This window comes from Microbacterium saperdae, from assembly GCF_006716345.1.
Lineage (GTDB): Bacteria > Actinomycetota > Actinomycetes > Actinomycetales > Microbacteriaceae > Microbacterium > Microbacterium saperdae.
In genome coordinates this window covers 726,164-746,734 of record NZ_VFOX01000002.1, presented here as the reverse complement: position 1 = coordinate 746,734, position 20,571 = coordinate 726,164, and the positions used below count along the sequence as shown (strand labels likewise).

The 20,571-nt window shown below is 69.5% G+C and carries 19 protein-coding genes; 5 read left to right on the top strand and 14 right to left on the bottom strand.

Features of this window, described 5'->3' with window-relative positions; all coding sequences use genetic code 11:
• Positions 1 to 46: 46 nt before the first annotated feature.
• The 3 genes from FB560_RS18190 to FB560_RS18180 form a co-directional block, all read right to left on the bottom strand.
• Positions 47 to 841 carry a TspO/MBR family protein gene (locus tag FB560_RS18190; RefSeq protein ID WP_141874121.1) on the bottom strand — a complete coding sequence of 265 codons (795 nt, stop codon included), beginning with the start codon at positions 839 to 841 and terminating at the stop codon, positions 47 to 49.
• Between the two features lie 101 nt (positions 842 to 942).
• The gene (locus FB560_RS18185; protein WP_141874120.1) at positions 943 to 1,830 is read right to left on the bottom strand and encodes an aldo/keto reductase; all 888 of its coding nucleotides are present in this window, start codon (positions 1,828 to 1,830) and stop codon (positions 943 to 945) included.
• 124 nt (positions 1,831 to 1,954) lie between these two features.
• Positions 1,955 to 2,524 carry a TetR/AcrR family transcriptional regulator gene (locus FB560_RS18180; protein WP_141874119.1) on the bottom strand — a complete coding sequence of 190 codons (570 nt, stop codon included), beginning with the start codon at positions 2,522 to 2,524 and terminating at the stop codon, positions 1,955 to 1,957.
• Positions 2,525 to 2,620: 96 nt separating this feature from the next.
• Between FB560_RS18180 and FB560_RS18175 the strand changes: the two genes are divergently transcribed.
• The gene (locus tag FB560_RS18175; protein WP_141874118.1) at positions 2,621 to 3,463 is read left to right on the top strand and encodes an alpha/beta fold hydrolase; all 843 of its coding nucleotides are present in this window, start codon (positions 2,621 to 2,623) and stop codon (positions 3,461 to 3,463) included.
• Positions 3,464 to 3,681: 218 nt separating this feature from the next.
• Here the strand turns inward: FB560_RS18175 and FB560_RS18170 are convergent, their stop codons facing one another.
• From FB560_RS18170 to FB560_RS18120, 11 genes are all read right to left on the bottom strand, one after another.
• Positions 3,682 to 4,563 (bottom strand): alpha/beta fold hydrolase, encoded by an 882-nt coding sequence (locus tag FB560_RS18170; RefSeq protein WP_141874117.1) that lies wholly within the window; start codon positions 4,561 to 4,563, stop codon positions 3,682 to 3,684.
• A 208-nt stretch (positions 4,564 to 4,771) separates the two neighbouring features.
• Positions 4,772 to 5,731 (bottom strand): siderophore-interacting protein, encoded by a 960-nt coding sequence (locus tag FB560_RS18165; RefSeq protein ID WP_141874116.1) that lies wholly within the window; start codon positions 5,729 to 5,731, stop codon positions 4,772 to 4,774.
• Positions 5,721 to 6,521, bottom strand: a complete 801-nt coding sequence (locus FB560_RS18160; protein ID WP_141874115.1) for an ABC transporter ATP-binding protein — start codon at positions 6,519 to 6,521, stop codon at positions 5,721 to 5,723. The genes FB560_RS18165 and FB560_RS18160 overlap by 11 nt, the downstream gene beginning before the upstream one ends.
• Positions 6,518 to 7,597, bottom strand: a complete 1,080-nt coding sequence (locus FB560_RS18155) for a FecCD family ABC transporter permease (protein ID WP_141874114.1) — start codon at positions 7,595 to 7,597, stop codon at positions 6,518 to 6,520. Before FB560_RS18155 ends, FB560_RS18160 begins: the two co-directional genes overlap by 4 nt.
• Positions 7,594 to 8,637 carry a FecCD family ABC transporter permease gene (locus FB560_RS18150; RefSeq protein ID WP_141874113.1) on the bottom strand — a complete coding sequence of 348 codons (1,044 nt, stop codon included), beginning with the start codon at positions 8,635 to 8,637 and terminating at the stop codon, positions 7,594 to 7,596. Before FB560_RS18150 ends, FB560_RS18155 begins: the two co-directional genes overlap by 4 nt.
• A 31-nt stretch (positions 8,638 to 8,668) precedes the next feature.
• Positions 8,669 to 9,703, bottom strand: coding sequence for an iron-siderophore ABC transporter substrate-binding protein (locus tag FB560_RS18145; RefSeq protein WP_141874112.1), 1,035 nt, complete (start codon positions 9,701 to 9,703; stop codon positions 8,669 to 8,671).
• Positions 9,704 to 9,903: 200 nt separating this feature from the next.
• On the bottom strand, positions 9,904 to 10,107 hold the full coding sequence (locus tag FB560_RS18140) for a cold-shock protein (protein ID WP_141874111.1): 204 nt from the start codon (positions 10,105 to 10,107) through the stop codon (positions 9,904 to 9,906).
• A gap of 290 nt (positions 10,108 to 10,397) precedes the next feature.
• Entirely contained in the window at positions 10,398 to 13,250 is a 2,853-nt protein-coding gene (locus tag FB560_RS18135; protein WP_141874110.1) for an ATP-binding protein, read from the bottom strand.
• Between the two features lie 86 nt (positions 13,251 to 13,336).
• Complete coding sequence (locus FB560_RS18130; protein ID WP_141874109.1) at positions 13,337 to 13,594, bottom strand: hypothetical protein; 258 nt, start codon at positions 13,592 to 13,594, stop codon at positions 13,337 to 13,339.
• Between the two features lie 102 nt (positions 13,595 to 13,696).
• A complete protein-coding gene (locus tag FB560_RS18125; protein ID WP_229672996.1) occupies positions 13,697 to 14,782 on the bottom strand; it encodes a DUF998 domain-containing protein in 1,086 nt (361 codons plus the stop codon).
• A gap of 76 nt (positions 14,783 to 14,858) precedes the next feature.
• A complete protein-coding gene (locus FB560_RS18120; protein WP_141874107.1) occupies positions 14,859 to 15,314 on the bottom strand; it encodes an SRPBCC family protein in 456 nt (151 codons plus the stop codon).
• Between the two features lie 158 nt (positions 15,315 to 15,472).
• Between FB560_RS18120 and FB560_RS18115 the strand changes: the two genes are divergently transcribed.
• Genes FB560_RS18115 through FB560_RS18100 form a run of 4 tightly spaced genes read left to right on the top strand, consistent with a single transcriptional unit; the run spans position 15,473 to position 20,478 of the window.
• Positions 15,473 to 16,507 carry an FUSC family protein gene (locus tag FB560_RS18115; protein WP_141874106.1) on the top strand — a complete coding sequence of 345 codons (1,035 nt, stop codon included), beginning with the start codon at positions 15,473 to 15,475 and terminating at the stop codon, positions 16,505 to 16,507.
• A gap of 21 nt (positions 16,508 to 16,528) precedes the next feature.
• Complete coding sequence (locus FB560_RS18110; RefSeq protein ID WP_141874105.1) at positions 16,529 to 17,197, top strand: DNA alkylation repair protein; 669 nt, start codon at positions 16,529 to 16,531, stop codon at positions 17,195 to 17,197.
• A gap of 14 nt (positions 17,198 to 17,211) precedes the next feature.
• On the top strand, positions 17,212 to 17,925 hold the full coding sequence (gene deoD / locus FB560_RS18105; RefSeq protein WP_141874104.1) for a purine-nucleoside phosphorylase: 714 nt from the start codon (positions 17,212 to 17,214) through the stop codon (positions 17,923 to 17,925).
• 39 nt (positions 17,926 to 17,964) lie between these two features.
• Complete coding sequence (locus FB560_RS18100) at positions 17,965 to 20,478, top strand: DEAD/DEAH box helicase (protein WP_141874103.1); 2,514 nt, start codon at positions 17,965 to 17,967, stop codon at positions 20,476 to 20,478.
• Positions 20,479 to 20,571: the final 93 nt, after the last annotated feature.

Genomic DNA, 20,571 nt, shown 5'->3' with positions numbered 1-20,571 from the left:
CGCCGACCACAGGTGCCAACTCGAGCTCAGGGGCGCCAACTCGACCTCAGGGGCGCGCAGGCATCCGCCGCCGCCGCACCAGGGCGAAGGCCCCGGCCGCCACCAGCACCACGGCGACGATGATCGCGGCGACCGCGGTCACGGTGCTCTCGGGCGCGCCCGTCAGGCGCCCCACCGCGAGCCAGACCAGTCCCCACGCGGTCGCGAGGGCCGGAGCGATGCGGCCCGTCGTCCAGGCGGCGGCGACGCCGATGACCAGCACGACCGCGAGCACGACGACCGCCCAGACCTCTGCCTGAGCGGCCCAGCTCGCCGGGGCGATCTGCGTGAGCCAGGCCGTGATGTTGGCGACGGTCGCGATCGTGACCCAGCCGAAGTGCAGGCCGTTGGCTCCGTCGACGACCAGGCGTTCCGGCCATCCGCGGGCGGGCCGGCGACCGAGGATGACGATCACCCTGGCCAGGGTCGCGAGCAGCAGCGCGATCACGATCACGGTGGCGATCAGCGACCAGAACTGCGCGGTGACCAGCCACAGCCCGTTGAGCACCATGGACAGGGCGATCCAGCCCCCGGCCGCACGCTGCCGTTCGTCCGCCCGCTGCGCCGGCAACGCCTGCCACACCGTGTAGGCGATGAGCCCGATGTAGATCAGCGACCAGATCGAGAACGCCGGGCCGGCCGGAGCGAGGTACGAGCCCTGCGCCGACAGCGCCCCGTCCTGAAGCTCGCTGACCGAGGTGCCGCCGAACGCCCCGGCTCCGACGGCTGCGGCGATCAGCATGAAGGATGCCGCGGCGATGATCACCGTCTGCCTGATGATGTCCCTGCTCCGAGATTCCATGCCCCGGACACTATCCAGGCATCCATTCCCGCGCATCCACCTTGACACCGGTCGCGAAAACGTCTAACCAGGCGAGAGATATCCCACCCGGTCAGATCAGCTCAGGCCTCGTCGATCACCCGGTCGAAGAACTCGTCGCGCGGGGCATCGGGATCAGGACCGCTGCGCACGCCGGTGTCGAGCGCATCGAGCTGCGCGAGCTCCTCCGCACTCAGCGCGAAGTCGAACACGTCGAAGTTCTCGGCGATGCGGGCCGGGTTGGTCGACTTCGGGATCGCCGAACGCCCCTGCTGCAGGTGCCACCGCAGCATGACCTGCGCGGGGCTCTTGCCGTGCTGCGCCGCGATCGCAGCGATCGTCGGATCCTGCATCACGTTGCGGCGCTCTTCCCCCCACGGCCCCGGGTAGAACGTGATGCCGCCGATCGGCGACCAGGCCTGCGTGATGATGCCGTGCGCGGCATCCGCCTTCTGCACGTCCGGCTGGGCGAAGTACGGATGCAGCTCCACCTGGTTGACCGCCGGGACCACGTCGGTCTCCTGCCGCAGTCGCTCCAGGTGCGGGGGCATGAAATTGCTGATGCCGATCGCACGCACCCGGCCTTCCGCGAGCAGAGTCTCGAGCGCCTTGTACGCGGCGATCACGCTGTCGATACGGGCGGGCGCCGGCTGATGCAGGATGAACAGGTCGAGCGTGTCGATGCCGAGCTTGCCCGTGGCCTTCTCGAACGCATGCAGGGTCTTGTCGTAGCCGTAGTCCGACACCCACACCTTGGTCTCGACGAAGATCTCGTCACGGGCGACACCCGAACGCCGGATGCCCTCTCCCACCTCGCGCTCGTTGCGATACGCGGCCGCGGTGTCGATGTGGCGATACCCGATGCGCAGAGCCTCCGCGACGGCGGCGGCCGTCTCCTCCGGGGCGCTCTGGAAGACGCCGAGCCCCAGCGCGGGCATCGTGACGCCGTTGTTCAGAGTGAGATCGATCATGGTGAGTCCTTTCGCAGGCCGGGGGTCACGCCACGCAGCGCCGTCCTGTCCTCCACCGTAGGAGCCGCGCCCCGCGCACGGGAGGTCAGGACGTAACCGGTACTGGCAGAACCTGGTTCGCTCCTCAGACCCGCGTGGGGACGGCGGCGTCGATCAGCACCTCGGCAGCGCCGCGGGCCTGCACCGCGACCTGCGGATCAGCGGAGATCGCCGCGGTGCTCTGCGCTCCCTCGGCGAGGATCGACAGCTGCGCAGCGAGCGCGGCAGGAGCGCCGATCTCGGCGACCAGTCCGGCCATGTACGCCTGGAACGATGCCTTGTGCGCGCGCACGACCGCAGCGACCTCGGGGTGGGTGCCTCCCAGCTCGCCGAACGCATTGATGAATGCGCAGCCGCGGAAACTGTCGGTGCAGAACCAGTCCTCCAGGTAGCCGTACACCGCCAGCAGCCGCGCACGGGGGTCGTCTCCGGCATCCGCCACCGCCGTCGACAACCCGGATTCCCACTCGGCGTGCTTGCGCGCGAGCACCGCGGCGACGATGTCGTTCTTGGCGGGGAACAGTCCGTAGAGGCGACGCAACGACACACCGGCGCTCTGGCGCAGCTCGTCCATGCCGACAGCCGCGTAGCCCTTGCGGTAGTAGAGCTCCTCGGCGGCGGCGAGGATGCGTTCGCGGGCGTCTTCTTCGGTCATACCCAGAAGTATACTTGACATGAGAACGATCGTTCTCTAGATTGAGGACATCGAGCGAGAACGATCGTTCTCACCGGAACCGAAAGGATCAGGATCATGGGCTACATCACCGTCGGGAACGAGAACAGCACCCCGATCGAGCTGTACTACGAAGACCAGGGAGCCGGGCAGCCGGTCGTCCTGATCCACGGCTACCCGCTCGACGGACACAGCTGGGAGCGCCAGACGCGCGAGCTCCTCGCCCAGGGCTACCGGGTGATCACGTACGACCGTCGCGGATTCGGCCAGTCCTCCAAGGTGAACGCCGGCTACGACTATGACACCTTCGCCGCCGATCTCCACACCGTGCTCGAGACCCTCGACCTGCGCGACGTCGTGCTCGTCGGCTTCTCGATGGGCACCGGAGAACTCGCCCGCTACGTGTCGCGCTACGGCCACGAGCGCGTCGCGAAGCTCGCCTTCCTCGCCTCCCTCGAACCGTTCCTGGTGCAGCGCGACGACAACCCCGAAGGCGTGCCGCAGGAGGTCTTCGACGGCATCGAAGCCGCAGCCAAGGGGGACCGCTTCGCGTGGTTCACCGACTTCTACCAGAACTTCTACAACCTCGACGAGAACCTCGGCTCGCGCATCAGCCAGGAGGCCGTCACCGGCAGCTGGAACGTCGCGATCGGCAGCGCGCCCGTCGCCGCCTACGCGGTCGTCTCCTCCTGGATCGAGGACTTCCGCGCCGACGTCGAGGCCGTGGCGGCTGCCGCGAAGCCCACGCTGATCCTGCACGGCACGAAGGACAACATCCTCCCGATCGACGCCACCGCGCGCCGCTTCCACCAGGCGGTACCCGCGGCCGAGTACGTCGAGGTCGAGGGCGCGCCGCACGGTCTGCTCTGGACTCACGCCGACGAGGTCAACGCCGCACTGAAGGACTTCCTGAGCAAGTGATCCGGACACCGCCCCGGGCCCCGAGAATCTCTCCTGGCCCGGGGCGGTCGTCTGTGCTCCGCGGGAGGAGGAAGACTCCGCCCTCGCCGCCGCCCACGAGCTCACGCCCTGCAGGAGATCGCACGGAACGAAGGATCGGATGCCGAAATCAGTCCTTCATTCCGTGAGATCTCCTTCGGTGCGTGCGACGGCTGACGACAGGCAGGGTCGACCGCGCCTCATTCGCCGCGCCCCGACGATCGGTCGAGCACCTCGCGGAGCTTCGCCGCGAAGGCCTCGGGCTGCCCGGCATAGCCGAACTCGCCGCTCATGAACCCGCCGTGGTGACTGGGGAAGACCGTGGGCTGCTGGCCGAGCTGCTCGGCCAAGGCGGTCGCGGTGCGCCCGGTGTAGACCTTCAGAGACTCCTCGCCGACCGCGACCACGATCCGGGTCGGCGCCGCCGCGAGCGCCTCGAGATCCGGCTGATAGAGCGGCACTGCCCAGGATCGCTCCGACAGCAGCGGATCGTCCCGCCTCCCGTCATCCTCTGTCGGCATCCCGAACGCGGCGGGGTCGGGGGCCGGTCGGGCGAGGAACTCGTCGGTGACCTCGCCCTCCCACGCCGTCATCGCGACGAACGCCGCCATCCCGGCGCCCCACCCTTTCTCCTGATACACCTGCGTGTAGGCGACGCGGGCGCGATGCACGGCTTCCGCGTCGGGCAGCACGCTGTCTATCGGCGGCTCGTGCGCGACGAGGGTCGCGACGTCGTGCGGATGCTGCGCGACCAGGGCCAGCGCCGTCACCGCGCCGCCGCTGCTCGCGAGCATGTCGACCGGTCCGGCACCGAGCGCCTCGATGATCGCGTGGACGTCCTCCGCCTGGATCTCGGGGTCGTTCGTGACTCCACCGTCTGTGCGGATGCTGCGGCCGAGACCGCGCGGGTCGTACGTCACGACGGTGCGATCCTCGAACAGCCTCACCTGCGCCTGGAATCCGCTCGCATCCATCGGCTGGCCGATCATCATCAGCGGGGGCCGGCCCTCCGCGGTCGGCAGCGGTCCATGCACGTCGTAGACGAGCTCGACACCTGGGAGCTCGAGTGTGTGCTGCGTCATCGGGGGCCTCCTCGTCGCCGAACGATTCCACGGGGATGCTACGCCGCAGCGTCTTCGTCCGCCACCGATTTTCGGCCGATCCCTGCGTCCCCTCGATCGCACGCGACGAAGGAGATCTCACGGAACGAAGGACCGGATGCCCGACACGGTCCTTCGTTGCAGGAGATCTCCTTCCTCGCGCGCGGGCAGGAGCGCGGCGGCCGGCGCGTCAGCCGCGCATGGCGACGCCGCGGCGCCAGTACCCCATGAACGCGACCTGCGAGCGGTCGATGCCGAGGTCCTTCACGAGGTGGCGGCGCAGCGTCGTGACGACGCCGCTCTCGCCCGCGATCCAGAAGTAGCGTTCGGCGGGAGCATCCGCCGCGGCGATCTCCTCGCCCAGCCCGGAGTAGTCCGGGGTCTCCCAGAGCAGGTCCTCGGTGTCGATGTCCTTCACGCGGATCTCGTCCGCCGCGTCGGCATCACCCAGGTGCGCGAGCACGGCGGGGATCAGGCGCAGCCCGTGCGGCTCACCGGCGTCGCGGGGGAGCCAGTGCACCTCCACGCCGGACGGCACATCGATGCGCAGGATGTCGGCGGGGGACGGCACTTCGATGAAGGCGACACCGCGCAGGTCGCTCGGGGCGTCCTCGAGGATGCGGGCGATGGCCGGGGCAGCGGTCTCATCGCCGGCGAGCAGGACCGAGGCAGCGGTGCCGGGCGCGTACTCCGCACCACCGTGCGCATCGGCATCCACTCCACGACGCGGACCGACCAGGTACAGCTCCTGCCCGACGGCCGCGGCGCTCGCCCACCGCGAGGCGGGACCGGTCAGACCGGGCTCCAGATGCAGCACGAAGTCCACGTCGACCTCCGTACCCGTGGCCTCGTCGGCCCGCAGGGAACGCACCGAGTAGGTGCGCATCGACCCGCGCTCCTCTTCCGGCACCGCGAGGAACGAGCCCCACCAGTCGCCGTTCTCGCGATCGAGGGTCGGGAGCACACCGGATGCCGGCGGGAAGATGAGCTTGATGCGGCTGTCGAACACCTCGCCGGGGGTGCCGAACTCGAACAGCTCGTCGCCGCCGAAGGTCACCCGCACGAACGATGGAGAGACGCGGTTCACGGCGCGCACCTCGGCGCGGGCGAGCACGTAGGTGGGGCGCTCGGTGGTGGTCTCAGCGGACATGGTGCCTCCCGATGGGTGTGACCATCGGCTTGCCGGAGACCGGGTCGATGGTGATCTGATTGGCGAGGCCGAAGACCTCTTCGACGAGTGCGGCGGTGACGACATCCTGCGGAGCGCCGATCGCGTGCACGCGTCCTTCCTTCATGGCGACGAGCTCGTCGGCGTAGCGCGCGGCGAGGTTGAGGTCGTGCAGCACCATGACGATGGTCGTGCCGCGCGAGACGCTCAGGTCGGTGAGCAGGTCGAGCACCTCGACCTGGTGGGCGACATCGAGGAACGTGGTCGGCTCGTCGAGCAGCAGGATGTCGGTCTCCTGCGCGAGCGCCATCGCGATCCAGACGCGCTGACGCTGCCCGCCCGACAACTCGTCGACGCTGCGGTCGGCGAGCTCGGTGGTCCCGGTGGCCGCCAGCGCGTCGGCCACGACCTCATAGTCATGGGCGCTCCACCGCGCGAGCACCTTCTGGTGCGGATGCCGCCCTCGACCCACCAGGTCGGCGACGGCGATGCCCTCGGGCGCGACGGGCGACTGCGGCAGCAGTCCGAGGATGCGCGCGACCTCCTTCGTCGGACGCGCGTGCACGGACTTGCCGTCGAGCACGACCTGCCCGGCGCTGGGCGACAGGAGCCGGGCGAGCGAGCGCAGCAGGGTCGACTTGCCGCATCCGTTCGCGCCGACGATCGTGGTGATCTTGCCGGGGCTGATCTGCAGGTCGAGCGTGTCGATGATGGTGCGGTCGCCGTAGGAGAGGGTGACCCCCTCCGCCGACAGTGTGTGCGAGACGGTCATAGCGAGCCCCCCGTGCGGTTGGTGCGGATGAGGAGATAGATCAGATAGGGCGCGCCGAGCACGCCCGTGATGACGCCGACCGGGTAGCGGGCGCCGAGGGCGAACTGGCCGATCAGGTCGCCGCCGAGCACCAGCACCGCGCCGACGAAGGCGCTGGGCAGCAGCAGGTTCGCTCCTGGCCCTGTGATGCGGGCGGCGATGGGCCCGGCCATGAACGCGACGAAGGCGATGGGCCCGGTCGCGGCGGTGGCGAAGGCCAGCAGAGCCACCGCGCCGAGGATGAAGAGCAGGCGCGTGCGATTCACGCGCACGCCGAGACCGGAGGCCGAGTCGTCGCCCAGCTGCAGCGCGCCCAGCGCCCTGCCCTGCGTGAGCATCAGCGGCAGGATGACGGCCGCGGCGATCGCGAGCGGCGTCACCCGCTCCCAGGACGCATTGTTCAGGCTGCCCGTGAGCCACTGCATGGCGGTCTGGATGTCCCAGCTCGCGGCACGCGACAGCATGTACGAGATGACGCTCTGCAGCATGGCCGCGATGCCGATGCCGATCAGGATCAGTCGCGTGCCGGCGAAGCCGCCCTTGATCGAGAGCAGGTAGATCACTCCCGCGGTCAGGAGCGCACCGCCGAGCGCCAGCAGCGAGACGACGGGGCCGTTCAGCGACAGCACGACGATGCCGACAACCGCCGCGGCGCCCGCGCCATCGGAGATCCCGATGATGTCGGGGGAGGCGAGCGGGTTGCGCAGCAGGGTCTGGAAGCACACGCCCGCGATGCCGAATGCAAGCCCGGCGAGCACCGCCAGCACGGCGCGCGGCAGCCGCAGCTCGCCGACCGTGAAGGAGGCGCCGGGGACGGTCTCGCCGAGGATCACGCGGATGATCTGGTCCGGCGTGTAGAACTTGTTGCCCACCATGAGCGCGACGGCGAAGAGCGCGAACAGCAGGATGCCGAGCACGATGGTCGCGATGCCATGCCGGCGATGGCGGGCACGACGACCCGCGATGATCGTCGCGACGCGCGCCGCTCCGCTGTCCGCGGCCGTCGTCTGCGCGACCGAGGCCTTCGTGGTGCTCACAGTTCCCGCACCTTCTGGCGACGCACGATCCAGATGAAGAACGGGGCGCCGATGAGCGCGGTGATGATGCCCACCTGGATCTCCTCGGAGGACGGGGCGATCACGCGCCCGATGATGTCGCTCGCGAGCAGCAGCGCCGCTCCGGCGAGTGCGGAGAACGGCAGCAGCCAACGGTGGTCGGTGCCGATCAGCATGCGGCAGACGTGCGGGATCACCAGGCCGACGAACCCGATCGGTCCGGCGATGGCGGTCGCGGCGCCGGCGAGGATGACGGCACCCAGCGCCGACATGAGCCGGGTGCGGAAGACGTGCTCCCCCAGCCCCTTCGCCATGTCGTCGCCGAGCGCGAGGGAGTTCATGCCGCGGGCGCTCGCGAAGCAGATGAGCGCGCCGAGTGCGAGCACCGGTGCGGTCAGGGCGATGCGCGGCCATTCGGCACCGCCGACGCCGCCGATCTGCCAGGACTGGAAAGCCTGCAGCAGGTCGACGCGGGGCAGCATGATCGCACTGATGAGCGAGGCGAAGGCGGCAGAGGTGGCCGCTCCCGCGAGGGCGAGCTTGAGCGGTGTCGCCCCACCACGGCCGAGCGATCCGACCGTGTAGACGAATGTCGCGGCGACCGCAGCGCCCACGATCGCGAGGGCCATCTGACCGTACGGGTTCGAGAGCCCGAGGAACGCGATGCCGATCACGACCGCGAGCGAGGCGCCGTTCGAGACGCCGAGGATGCCGGGGTCGGCGATCGGATTGCGCGTCACCGCCTGCATCGTCGCTCCCGAGAGCGCGAGAGCCGCACCGACCAGGAGGGCGAGCACCGTGCGCGGCAGGCGCTTGACGATCGCGGCCTGAGCGAGCGTGTCGGACTGCCCACCGAGCGCGGCGAAGACATCGTCGATGCTCACGGCCCGCACGCCGAAGCACACCGACAAGACACAGAGCACGAGCAGCACGCCCAGCCCGATCAGGAGCCAGAGGGTGCGCGCCCACGCCGGGCGCCGCAGATCTGCGGTGCCCGGCGTGGGGACGGTGACGGTGGCCACTGTGTTCCGTGCGGGAAGCGTGAGCCGGAGCTCAGTTCGCGGCGAGCGGCGCGGCCAGCAGGGCCAGGTAGTCGGTCAGACCCCACGGGATCGACAGCGGCGAGGGGTTCGCGGATGCCGCGATCGGAGTGGCATCCGGGAGGATCGCGATCCGCCCCTCGGCGATGGCCGGGATCTTGGAGAGCAGCGGGTCGGCCTGCAGCGTCGCGATCAGCGAGTCGTCGCCGTAGGTGACGAACACATCGACGTCGGCGAACTTGTCGGCCTCTTCGGAGCTGACCGTGAGGTAGAACTGGTCGCTGTCCGCGTTCTCCTCCACGATCGACGGCAGCGGGAGCCCGAGGTTGTCGTGCAGGAAGCCGGGGCGCGTGTCGATCGCCGTGTAGTAGCCGACCTGGCTGAGGTCGGTCGGGTCGACGTAGGCGAACAGGACCTTCTTGTCCTTGAGGATGCTGTTGGCTTCGAGGGCGGCCTCGGAGTCGACGCGCAGGTCCTCGATCAGGGCTTTGCCCTCTTCCTCCAGGCCGAGGGCCTTGGCGTTCAGCTCGATCATCTCGTCGACCGTCGTTCCCCACTTGACCGTGGGGTAGGCGACGACCGGGGCGATCTTGGAGAGGGTGTCGTACTCCTCCTGCGTCAGGCCGGAGTATGCGGCGAGGATGACATCGGGCTCGGTGTCGGCCACGGCCTCGTAGTCGATGCCGTCGGTCTCGTCGAACAGCACCGGGGTGTCGGCGCCCAGCTCGTCGAGCTTCTCCTCGACCCAGGGCAGCACGCCGTTGTCGTCGTCGTCGCCCCAGGTGGCCTTGCTCATGCCGACCGGGACGATCCCGAAGGCCAACGGCACCTCGTGGTTCGCCCACGCGATCGTGGCGATGCGCTCGGGCTTCTCGGTGATCGTGGTCTCGCCGTAGACGTGCTCGACCGTGACCGGGAAGGCGGCAGGATCGGCGGGGTTGCTGCCGACGGCGTCGGAGTCTTCGCCGGTCGACGCGGAGGCGCAGGCGGTGAGGCTGAGGGCGAGCGCCGCGGCGACGCCGGCAGCGAGAAGTCGAGAGGTGCGCACAGGCATTCCCTTCGGAGGGTGGCGGGGGGGGGGGGAGGCTTTGGTAAGCCTGGCCTAATCTAACAGAAAGTTAGGCATCCCTAATAAGCCCATGGTCTGGACATACGGAGCCTGCCCTCACCGCATCCGCCACCCGGCGAACGCAGAAGCCGGCCGGACCCACGAGGGGCCCGACCGGCTTCCGGACGATCAGTGCGCGCTCAGAGTGCGCGGATGTTCGCCGCCTGCATGCCCTTGGGGCCACGCTCAGCGTCGAATTCGACCTTCTGGTTCTCGCGGAGCTCCTTGAAGCCCGAGCCCGTGATCGCCGAGTAGTGGGCGAACAGGTCGTCGGAGCCGTCATCGGGAGCGATGAAGCCGAAGCCCTTTTCCGCGTTGAACCATTTCACAGTGCCAGTGGCCATGTGTTTCTTCTTTCTGTTGATCTAGCCGCTGTTTTACACGGCTTGTGCATCGCCCCGGAACAACCGGAGGATACGAGTGAGCCGCCCTCCGAACGGAAGGGGCGAAGTTTTCAGGGGATCCGTGCCGAACCGATCGGCGCAGAATTCGGATCCAGATGTCGGGCCACACACGTCGCAGCAAGCGTTCGCGGGCCGGTGATGAATGACGCCTCCAGGAAGAGGCACGTTGCCAACCGTACCACGCCGTCCCTGGTAGCGCGCCCCCGACTTCCGGACATGTCGCGCCGTGCTCACGACAGCACGGCGGAGGCGCGGGCAGTCAGCGCCGCCTCGGTGCGCGTGCTCACCCCGAGCTTGCGCAGCACCGCCGAGACATGCACGCTCACCGTCTTCGCACTGATGAACAGTCGCTCGCCGATCTGGCGATTGCTGAGTCCCTCGGCGATCAACGCCAGCACCTGGCGCTCGCGTGCGGTGAGGAGCGCGGCCTCGTCTTCATCGCCCGCCCGCAACCCGGCCGCTGTGGCGAACTCCGCGACCGCCGCCTGCAGCTGCACGTGACCGAGCTCGTCGGCGATCTTCTCGGCGTCGGCCAGCAGCGGGGCCGCCGCGGCGCGCTCCCCCGCGTGCACGAGCATCCGCGCGCGCTCGATCCGGGTGACGACCCGGAACGTGACCGGAACGTCCTCTCCGTCGGCGAGGTCGATCGCCGCGTCGAGCGCCTCTGCCGTCGGAACGAGCAGCGCGTCGAGGAGTGACGACCATGTCCCGGCTCTCAGCTGCGACGACTGCGCCGCCCAGGCCGCGGCGACGGCACGCGATGCCTCGACCACGTCGTCGCCGGACGCGCGCAGTTCGGCGATGATGGCCCCCGCCTGCAGCAGCAGACGTCGCTGATGCAGGAGTGCCGGTCCTTCGTCGTCGATCATCGCGAGGATGGCCGCGAGCGCTCCGCGCGGATCTCCGGCGCTCTCGGCGACGGCCACGGCCATCACCACGCTGTCGTACCAGATCTGCCGCTCGACGCCCCCGGTCTCGCGGAAGGCCGGAAGCCACTCGCGCATCGCGTCGGCCGCCTCGGCGGAGCGACCGCGCCAGGCCAGCACGCGCACCCGCGTCATGGTCGCGTACATGCGGAACACCCGCAGCGTGCCCTGCATGAAGTCACGTGCGAGCATCTCCTCGACGCGGGCGATGTCACCGCGCTCGAGCAGCGGCACCGCCATGTTCTGCGCCATGATCGATCCCGATGTGCGCTCCACTCCGAGCACGCGGGCACGGGCGAGGCCCTCTTCGGCGAGCAGCAGCGCCTCACGGTAGCGCCCGAGCAGTCCGAGCAGGTCGGAGTAGTTGACGCGATAACGCATCTCGGCCGTCGAACCGCGGGCGAGGTCGCGAGCGATCCCGTATTCGCGGATGCCACCCTCGATGTCGCCCAGGTGCGCGCGCGACGCTCCGCGCACGTTCGCGGCGATCGAGAGCTGATCGTCGGAGTGTGCGCGCTCGGCCACCTCGGCGGCCTCGGTCGCGATCGCGATCGCCTCGACCCGGTCACCCGCGATCATGCGGCGACTCGCCAACTGGTTCAGCAGTTCCGCCCTGAGACGGTCATCGTCGACGTTCTCGTCGACGATCGCGAGTGCCTGCTGCAGCAGGGGAATTGCACCGGCACGGCCGAGATTCACCAGATACAGCGCCTTGTTGCGGAGCAGCCGCGCATGCAGCCGAGGATCGATGGTCGAGGAGTCGACCTCATCGAGTGCGAGATTGGCGACCGCGAGCGCCCGTTCGCCGTCGCCCGCATTGCGCAAGATCGAGCCGAGGGTGTGGAGCAGTTCGAGATGCGCGACGCCGGCCGCGTCTGCCGCATCCGGCACGTGCGGCCACAGGTCGAGGGCGAGTTCGCCGAACCGCGCGGCCGCTCCGAACGCGAACCGGGCCTTGGCATGGCGCATCGCCTCGACAGCCGCGATCAGGGCGCGGCGCTCGTCCTGAGCGAGCTGCCAATGATAGGCCAGCGCCGCCGCGTCGCCGCTCTCGGTGTCGTCGCAGTACGCCTCGAGCGTCTCGGCGTAGGAGCGGTGCAGCCGCGAACGCTCACCGGGCAGCAGGTCTGCGTGCACGGCTTCGCGGAGAAGGGCGTGCCGGAAGCGGTAGAGATCGTCGGAGATCACGAGGATGCCGCTGCTCATCGCCTCACGCAGCGCATCGTCGAGCCGCTCCTCCCCCAGGTCGGTGAGGCGCACGAGCAGCGGATGCGCGAGCGGGCGCTCCGCACCGGAGGCGATCTGCACCACCCGACGCGCATCGTCGCCCAGACGGTCGAACCGCCCGAGCAGGATGTCGCGGAGGCCGTCCGGCAGAGGACCCGCCGTGCACCCGGCGATCTCCTCGACGAAGAAGGGGACTCCTTCGGCGCGCTCCTGCACGCGCTCGAGCGCTCCCTCACTGAGGGGATGGCCGGTGATCTGCTCGGCGAGCGCCCTCACGGCATCCGCCTCGAGACGCTGCAGCGCCACGCGCTCGAGCAACCTCGCTCTGGCGGCCTCGGCGATGAACCTGCTGACCGCGTCGCCACGACGCACATCGTCGGAGCGGCAGCTGAGAAGGAGGAGGATCCTTCCGCGCGTGAGCGTGCGCAGCAGGAAGGAGAGGATCGCGAGCGTCGACTCGTCGGCCCAGTGCAGGTCTTCCACGATCAGCACCTGCGGGGCGCGCGCCGCCGCGGTCTCGATGAGGGTCGCGATCGCATCGCGCAACCTCTCGGGACTCGTGCCGGCGCGCTCGGTCGGCACGGATGCCAGCGCGGGCAGCAGCATGCCGAGCGCCTCGGCGCCCACCCCCACGGCCTGGCGCGCCTCGTCGACGCCGACCGTCTCGACGAGCGAACGCAGGATGCCCGTCAGAGGGCCGTACGGTGTGCGCGCCGCACCGAGATCGAGGCACCAGCCGACGTGCACGTCGGCCCGATCGGCGACCTCCACCGCGAACTCCCGCAGCAACCGCGACTTGCCGATGCCGGCCTCCCCCTCGACGAGGAGGGCCGCCGGCATCCCGTCGACGGCGCTCTCGAACGCGCGCCGCACGACCGCGAGATCGGCGTCGCGGCCGACCATCGCGGAGCTGGGAGCGAAGGAGGGCATGGATTCATGCTCCCACTCCCCGCCGACATCCGGGACGTCGTCCCCGACGGGCTGCGCGCGGTTCGGCGCCGTCCCGATCGCGGTGCTCACCGCGCGGTCAGCGGCTCGCAGGAGCCGGGGGAACGACGCTCCACCGAGGGAGCGGCGACGGCCTGTGCTCCCGCTCCGACGCCCGCCGCCGCGCGCCCGCGCATCCGGTGCAGCATCCGCCGCAGTGCTCCGGCCTCACGCGGCACGATCTGATCGGCACGCTCGATCAGCATCCGACGGCGTTCGGCCGCGCGCTCCAGCTGCTCGCGTTCGAACTCGGTGACCTGATAGCTGAGATAGGGGTGCTCGTACATGGCTTCTCCTCGACGGTGTGCGATATCCCTACACTCCGCTCTGAGGCACCCCGCCCACATCCGACGGATTCCCTATCTTCCCGTCCGCGTGCGCCCGTGCGACTAAGCCGACCCGCTCCGGGCCGGTGGCGACGAACCCCGCCTCAACGTGGTCCTCGCCGAAGGACGAGACTCCGGCGGAGCGACGATCGCGAGCACGCGCACCAGCGTCGTCATCCAGAGCAGACCGAGACCGACCACGATCGCCTCGAGCGCGGTCACGCTGAACAGTGCGAAGCCGAAGCACAGCACGACCGCGACGACCACGAGCAGCACGACGCCCACCGTGGTGATCACGAGAGCCCGCGGCGGCCCCGGCACCGCGGTCGCGGTACTCACCATCGCCACCGCGAACAGCGCGAGCGTCGCGAACGCCGCCACGTCATGCGCGATCGGCACCCGGTGCAGCGGCAGCAGACCCACCGCGGCGAGCGCGGCCCCGGTCGCCGCCCACAGCGTCACGATGCCGGCGATGCGGACCAGCGCCGGATCACCGAGCGCCCGGTGCAGATCGCGCCCGATGTAGGAGCCCACGGTCGCGACGAGGAGCCCGGCGATCACGAGCGTGCCGTTGAAGGCCCACGACCCCGCCCCACCTCCCAGCTGCGAGAAGTTCGACTCCCACCACCGCGGATCGGCGGCGGTGACCATCGCGAACAGCGTGCCGATCACGAGGTAGCCGAACAGGAGTCCCGCGAGGTCGGCGGTACGCAGGCCGATGCCGGCGCCGAACGCGAACCGTCCACCCACGGCCGCCGCGACCCCCGCCAGCAGTCCCCCGCCGATCGCCGCGAGTGCGAGTCCGCGCAATCCGACCGCGAGGATCTCCGCCGTCAGCAGCACCCCCATCGCGGTGACCGCGCCGAACACGACGGTCAGCGCGACCTCCGAGACATCCGAGACGACGGCCTGCCAGCGGGGCATCGCTGCCGTCTCTCCCTGTCGATGCATCCGCGTGCTCACGATGAAGGCGGCGGCCGCGATCACCCCGGCGATGGCGGCGATCGGCAGCGCGAGCCCGCCGACACCGGTCAGCGGCCGCGGTTCAGCGCCCAGCAGCAGGACGCCCGCGAGCGTGCCGAGCACGAAGCAGATCGCGGTCGCCCAGACCGCTCTGGTCTCACCCTGCAGTCGGTACTGCTGCTCCATGTGGCCCATGCAAGCATGCGGCTGCGACGTCGGCGTCCGCCCTCGCCGGGACGGCATCGACTCCGGCCTGTCGGGGTCAGTCGTCTGCTCCGCCGTGACCGGTACCCGCCCCGACCGATCGACTCTCGATGAACGCCTTGAAATGGATCAGATCCTTCTTCACGGCGCGCGCACCGGCTCCGGTGAGCACGCCGATCTTCTCGAAGAAGCCCGCCGGCTCCCAGTCGACCTGCAGAGTCAGGCGCGTCGACCCCTCGGTCAGCCGATGGAACGCGACGACCCCGGCATGCGTCGGCGCCTCCCCGACACTGTTCCAGGCGAGCCCCTCGTCAGGATGCTGCTCGGTGAGCTCCACGTCGAACTGTTGCGCCGCACCGCCGATGCTCACCGTCCACCGGGTGTGTGTGGCGTCGATCGGGGTGATGGAGTCCACGGCGTCGAGGAACTGCGGAAGGCTCTCGAACCGGGTCCATTGGTCGTACGCCATCCCGATGGGGACGTCGACGTCGATCGTCTCGATGATCTGCACCATGCGGTGCTCCTCGCTGTCGGTCGCGCGCGTTCTCCCATTCAGCGCCTCGCGTGGACGTACCGCGACGGGGTTGACTTCTGCGGGTCGACGGCGCGTTCCCCGCGCGCTGTCGGCATCGCTCGGACCCGTGTCGCCGCCGCACGACTACCGTGGTGAGCATGCGCATCCCCGCCGCGATCCGCGCCTCGCAGCGCTCCCCGTTGCTGCAGGTGGTCAAGTCCGCCGCAGCGACGATCTCGGCGTGGTTGATCGCCGGGTGGGTGTTCCCCGCGCAGCTCCCGGTCTTCGCCGCGATCGCGGCCCTGCTGGTCGTGCAGCCGAGCGTGAACCAGTCGCTGTCGAAGGCGCTCGAGCGCAGCATCGGCGTCATCGCCGGGGTCGTGATCGCCGTCGCCCTCGGCCTGCTGCTGGGGTCGCCGAGCTGGATCGTGCTGCTCGCGATCGTGGTCGCGATGCTCGTCGCGTGGGTGTTCCGGGCCTCGCCCGGCACGGGCAACCAGGTCGCGATCTCCGCGATGCTCGTGCTCGCCCTCGGATCGTCCAGTCCCGAGTACGCGTTCGCCCGCATCGTGGAGACGCTGATCGGCGTCGTGATCGGCATCGTCGTGAACGCCGCGATCGTGCCCCCGGTGCTCGTCGCCCCCGCCCGCCGCGACCTCGGGCTGCTGGGCAGCGAGCTGGCCGCCTGTCTGGATCGTCTCGCCGACGCGCTGCCGTCCCCGCAGAGTCCGGCCCGGTTGCAGGAGCTGATGCTGGAGGCGCGGCTGCTGCGGCCCATGAAAGATGCGGCAGAAGCATCCATCGCGGCCGGCGAGGAGTCGCTGACGCTGAATCCTCGGCGCTCCACCCACCGCGCCGATCTACGGGAGATGCGGGCGCTGCTGGAGCGGCTGTCTCCCATCGTCACGCAGGTGATCGGGATGACGCGGGCCTACTTCGACCATTACGACGACTCGATCGGCGAGGAGCCCGCCGTTGCGGCGATCGCCGAGCAGCTGCGTCGGGCCGGGCATGATGTGCGCCTCGCGGTGCAGATCGCCGACGTCGCCCCGGAGCCGGAGGCGCTGACATCCGCGATCCCGGCGCTGACGGCTCCCCTCGTCATCCGTCCGCCGGCGTCGCAGCACTGGATCCTCATCGGGTCGATGATGGAGGACCTGCGGCGCATCCGCGATCAGCTGGTCGAGGACTGAGGTGCGGCCTACCCTGGACCCATGCCCGACATGACGCTGCCCGAGGCGCTCGGCGAACTCGCCGCCCTCGAGGATCCGAAGATGCGCGCCGCGAACGAGAAGCGCGGCGACGACCACGGCATGAACCTCAGCCGCCTGCGGGCCCTCGCGAAGCGCATCAAGACGGACCAGCCACTCGCGAAGGAGCTGTGGGAGACGGGCGAGACGCCGGCGCGCCTGCTCGCGCTGCTCATCTGCACACCTCGTGCGTTCACCGCCGACGAGCTCGACGCCATGCTGCGCGAGACGCGTCCGCCCAAGGTCAACGACTGGTTCGTGAACTACGTCGCGAAGAAGACGCCTCTGACCGAGCAGCTGCGGCTGCGCTGGTTCGACGACCCCGACCCGACGGTCGCCGCCGCAGCCTGGTCGCTCACCTCGGTGCGGGTCATGAAGCAACCGGACGGACTCGACCTCGCGCACCTCCTCGATCTGATCGAGCGCGATATGAAGGATGCCCCGAAGCGACTGCAGTGGTCGATGAACGAGACCCTCGCGCAGATCGGCATCCACCATCCGGCGCTGCGGGCGCGGGCGCTGGCGATCGGCGAGAACCTGCAGGTGCTGGCCGACTATCCGACGGCCCCCGGGTGCACCTCACCGTTCGCCCCGCTGTGGATCGGCGAGATGGTGCGGCGCAACGAGGGCTGACCTACGCTGAGTCGATGAGCACGCACATCGCCGCAGAGCCCGGTCAGATCGCCCCTATCGTCCTGTTCCCCGGCGACCCGCTGCGCGCGAAGTGGATCGCCGAGACCTTCCTCGACGACGCCGAGCTGTACTCCGAGACCCGCGGAATGCTGGGTTACACCGGCACGTGGGAAGGGCACCGCGTCTCCGTGCAGGGCTCGGGCATGGGGCAGCCCTCGATGGCGATCTACGCCACCGAGCTGTTCACCTCCTATGACGTGCAGACCATCGTGCGCGTGGGGTCGTGCGGCGCGCTGACCGAGCGGCTGAAGGTGCGCGACATCATCATCGCGAACGGCGCGTGCACGGACTCCGGCATCAACCGCGTGCGCTTCCACGGACTCGACTACGCCCCCGTCGCGGACTTCTCGCTGCTGCGCGCCGCGGTGGAGGCGAGCGAGCGCGAGCCGCTGGACTCCGCCGTGCACGTGGGTCTGCTGCTGTCGAGCGACCAGTTCTACAGCACGCGCCCCGAGCTCACGGCACCGTTCGTGCAGCACGGCGCGCTCGGGGTGGAGATGGAGACCAGCGGGCTGTACACCCTCGCCGCGTTCCATGGCCGGCGGGCCCTGAGCATCTGCACGGTGTCGGATCACATCGTCACCGGCGAGGAGACCACGGCGCAGGAGCGCGAGCAGACCTTCGGCGACATGATCCGCATCGCCCTGCAGGCGGCGACCGCGGTCTGAGTCGGTTCGTCCAGGCCGGGATGGGATGATCGGAGGACCATGCCTTCCCTCCTCGACGCCGCCCCTCCCGCCGGAGCCGATGCGGACACCGTCTATCTGGCGTTCGTCGAGTGGGCGGAGTCCACCGGGATCCGGCTGTACCCCGCGCAGGACGAAGCGGTCATCGAGATCGTCTCGGGCAAGAACCTGATCCTGTCGACTCCGACGGGCACCGGTAAGTCGCTCGTCGCGATCGGCGCGCACTTCTCTGCGCTGAACGCCGGCGTCCGCAGCTACTACACCGCGCCGATCAAGGCGCTGGTGAGTGAGAAGTTCTTCTCCCTCGTCGATGTCTTCGGCGCCGAGAACGTCGGCATGATCACCGGCGACTCCTCGGTCAACGCGGATGCGCCGATCATCTGCTGCACGGCCGAGATCCTCGCGAACCTCGCACTCCGTCAGGGCACGGATCTGCCGGTCGGTCAGGTCGTGATGGACGAGTTCCACTTCTACGCCGACCCCGACCGCGGCTGGGCGTGGCAGGTGCCGCTGCTCGAGTTGCCGCAGGCGCAGTTCATCCTGATGTCCGCGACGCTCGGTGACGTGACGGAGCTCGCCGCCGACCTGTCTCGCCGCACGGGCAGGGAGACGGCCTCGGTGACGGGTGTCGAGCGCCCGGTGCCGCTGCACTTCTTCTACGAGCAGACACCGATCCACGAGACCATCGACGACCTGCTGGGCACGGGGCAGGCGCCGATCTACATCGTCCACTTCTCGCAGGCGGCCGCGATGGAGCGCGCCCAGGCCCTGTCGAGCACCAAGGTCGCCACCCGTGAGCAGCGCGACCAGATCGCCGAGCTGATCGGCGGGTTCCGCTTCACCACCGCGTTCGGCAAGACGCTGTCGCACTTTCTCCGCGCCGGCATCGGCGTGCACCACGCGGGGATGCTGCCGAAGTACCGGCGTCTGGTCGAACAGCTCGCGCAGCGCGGACTGCTGCGCGTGATCTGCGGCACCGACACGCTCGGCGTCGGCATCAACGTGCCCATCCGGACGGTGCTGCTCACCGCACTCGCGAAGTTCGACGGCACCCGGATGCGGCAGCTCAACGCCCGCGAATTCCACCAGATCGCCGGGCGTGCCGGTCGCGCCGGGTACGACACCGCCGGCACCGTTGTCGCTCAGGCGCCGGAGCACGAGACCGAGAACCTGGCGGCGATCCGCAAGGCCGGTGACGATCCGAAGAAGAAGCGCAAGATCATCCGGAAGAAGGCGCCGGACGGCTTCGTCTCCTGGGGTGAGCCCTCGTTCCGCAAGCTCATCGACGCGGTACCGGAGACGCTGACCTCGCACATGCAGATCACGAGCGCCATGATGCTCAACGTGATCGGTCGCGGCGGAGACGTGTTCGGCAATATGCGTGCGCTGGCATACGACAACCACGAGCCGCGGAAGCGTCAGCGCGAGCTCGCGATCCGCGCCATCGGCATCTACCGCACGCTGCGCGAATCCGGGATCGTCGAGCGCACGGCCGACGGTGAGATCCGCCTCACGGTCGACCTGCAGCCGAACTTCGCCCTGAACCAGCCGTTGTCGCCGTTCGCTCTCGCCGCGTTCGAGCTGCTGGACCCCGACCCTTCGACGGGCACGGGAACCGCGCAGTACGCGCTCGACATGATCTCGATCGTCGAATCGACCCTCGACGACCCCCGCGCCATCCTCGGGCAACAGGAGTTCCTCGCCCGCGGCGAGGCGATCGGCGCGATGAAGGCCGAGGGCATCGAGTACGACGAGCGCATGGAACTGATCGAGCAGGTGACCTATCCGAAGCCCTTGGACGAGCTCCTGAGCGCCGCGTTCGAGACATTCAGCGCGGCGCAGCCGTGGATCCGCGATTTCGAGCTGCACCCGAAGTCGGTGGTGCGCGACATGTACGAGCGGGCCATGTCGTTCGGGGAATATGTCGCGTACTACAAGATCGCCCGCTCAGAGGGCGTGGTGCTGCGGTACCTCTCCGACGCGTATCGCGCGGCATCGCAGACCATCCCCGAAGAGTTGAAGGACGAGGACCTCCGCGACCTGATCGAGTGGCTGGGCGAGCTCGTGCGCCAGGTCGACTCGAGCCTGCTCGACGAGTGGGAGGAGCTGGTGAGCGGCGTCATCCCCGCGCACGGCGGCGACGAACCGATCGTGCCGCCCGCGCCCAAGCGCCTCACGAGCAACGTGCGCGCTTTCCGCATCCTGGTGCGCAACGAGCTGTTCCGCCGTGTGCAGCTCGCGGCGCGTGAGGACGTGGATGCCCTCTCCGAGTTCGATCCCGCCTTCGGCGCGGATGCCTGGTCGGATGCGCTCGACGGCTACTTCGCCGACCACGACGAGATCCTCACCGGTGCGGATGCCCGCAGCTCGAAGCTGCTGCTGCTCACCGAGGGCGCCGAGACCTGGACGGTCCGTCAGATCCTCGACGACCCGGCCGGAGACCACGACTGGGGAATCTCCGCCACCGTCGACCTCGCCGCCTCCGATGCGGAAGGCGCTGCGGTGGTCACGGTCACCGCGGTCGACCGGCTCTGAGCACGGGATGGCGCCGGTGCGGCTGACGATCCAGGGAGGACCTTTCGACGGAGGTGCCGTCGAGGTTCCTCGCCGCACGCCTGCCGGCCTGCG

Excerpts from the sequence above, each read along its gene's own strand:
- FB560_RS18190 (WP_141874121.1), bottom strand. The coding sequence starts at position 841 with ATGGAATCTCGGAGCAGGGACATCATCAGGCAGACGGTGATCATCGCC.
- FB560_RS18185 (WP_141874120.1), bottom strand. The coding sequence starts at position 1,830 with ATGATCGATCTCACTCTGAACAACGGCGTCACGATGCCCGCGCTGGGG.
- FB560_RS18180 (WP_141874119.1), bottom strand. The coding sequence starts at position 2,524 with ATGACCGAAGAAGACGCCCGCGAACGCATCCTCGCCGCCGCCGAGGAG.
- FB560_RS18175 (WP_141874118.1), top strand. The coding sequence starts at position 2,621 with ATGGGCTACATCACCGTCGGGAACGAGAACAGCACCCCGATCGAGCTG.
- FB560_RS18170 (WP_141874117.1), bottom strand. The coding sequence starts at position 4,563 with ATGACGCAGCACACACTCGAGCTCCCAGGTGTCGAGCTCGTCTACGAC.
- FB560_RS18165 (WP_141874116.1), bottom strand. The coding sequence starts at position 5,731 with ATGTCCGCTGAGACCACCACCGAGCGCCCCACCTACGTGCTCGCCCGC.
- FB560_RS18160 (WP_141874115.1), bottom strand. The coding sequence starts at position 6,521 with ATGACCGTCTCGCACACACTGTCGGCGGAGGGGGTCACCCTCTCCTAC.
- FB560_RS18140 (WP_141874111.1), bottom strand. The coding sequence starts at position 10,107 with ATGGCCACTGGCACTGTGAAATGGTTCAACGCGGAAAAGGGCTTCGGC.
- FB560_RS18135 (WP_141874110.1), bottom strand. The coding sequence starts at position 13,250 with ATGCCCTCCTTCGCTCCCAGCTCCGCGATGGTCGGCCGCGACGCCGAT.
- FB560_RS18130 (WP_141874109.1), bottom strand. The coding sequence starts at position 13,594 with ATGTACGAGCACCCCTATCTCAGCTATCAGGTCACCGAGTTCGAACGC.
- FB560_RS18125 (WP_229672996.1), bottom strand. The coding sequence starts at position 14,782 with ATGGAGCAGCAGTACCGACTGCAGGGTGAGACCAGAGCGGTCTGGGCG.
- FB560_RS18120 (WP_141874107.1), bottom strand. The coding sequence starts at position 15,314 with ATGGTGCAGATCATCGAGACGATCGACGTCGACGTCCCCATCGGGATG.
- FB560_RS18115 (WP_141874106.1), top strand. The coding sequence starts at position 15,473 with ATGCGCATCCCCGCCGCGATCCGCGCCTCGCAGCGCTCCCCGTTGCTG.
- FB560_RS18110 (WP_141874105.1), top strand. The coding sequence starts at position 16,529 with ATGCCCGACATGACGCTGCCCGAGGCGCTCGGCGAACTCGCCGCCCTC.
- deoD (WP_141874104.1), top strand. The coding sequence starts at position 17,212 with ATGAGCACGCACATCGCCGCAGAGCCCGGTCAGATCGCCCCTATCGTC.
- FB560_RS18100 (WP_141874103.1), top strand. The coding sequence starts at position 17,965 with ATGCCTTCCCTCCTCGACGCCGCCCCTCCCGCCGGAGCCGATGCGGAC.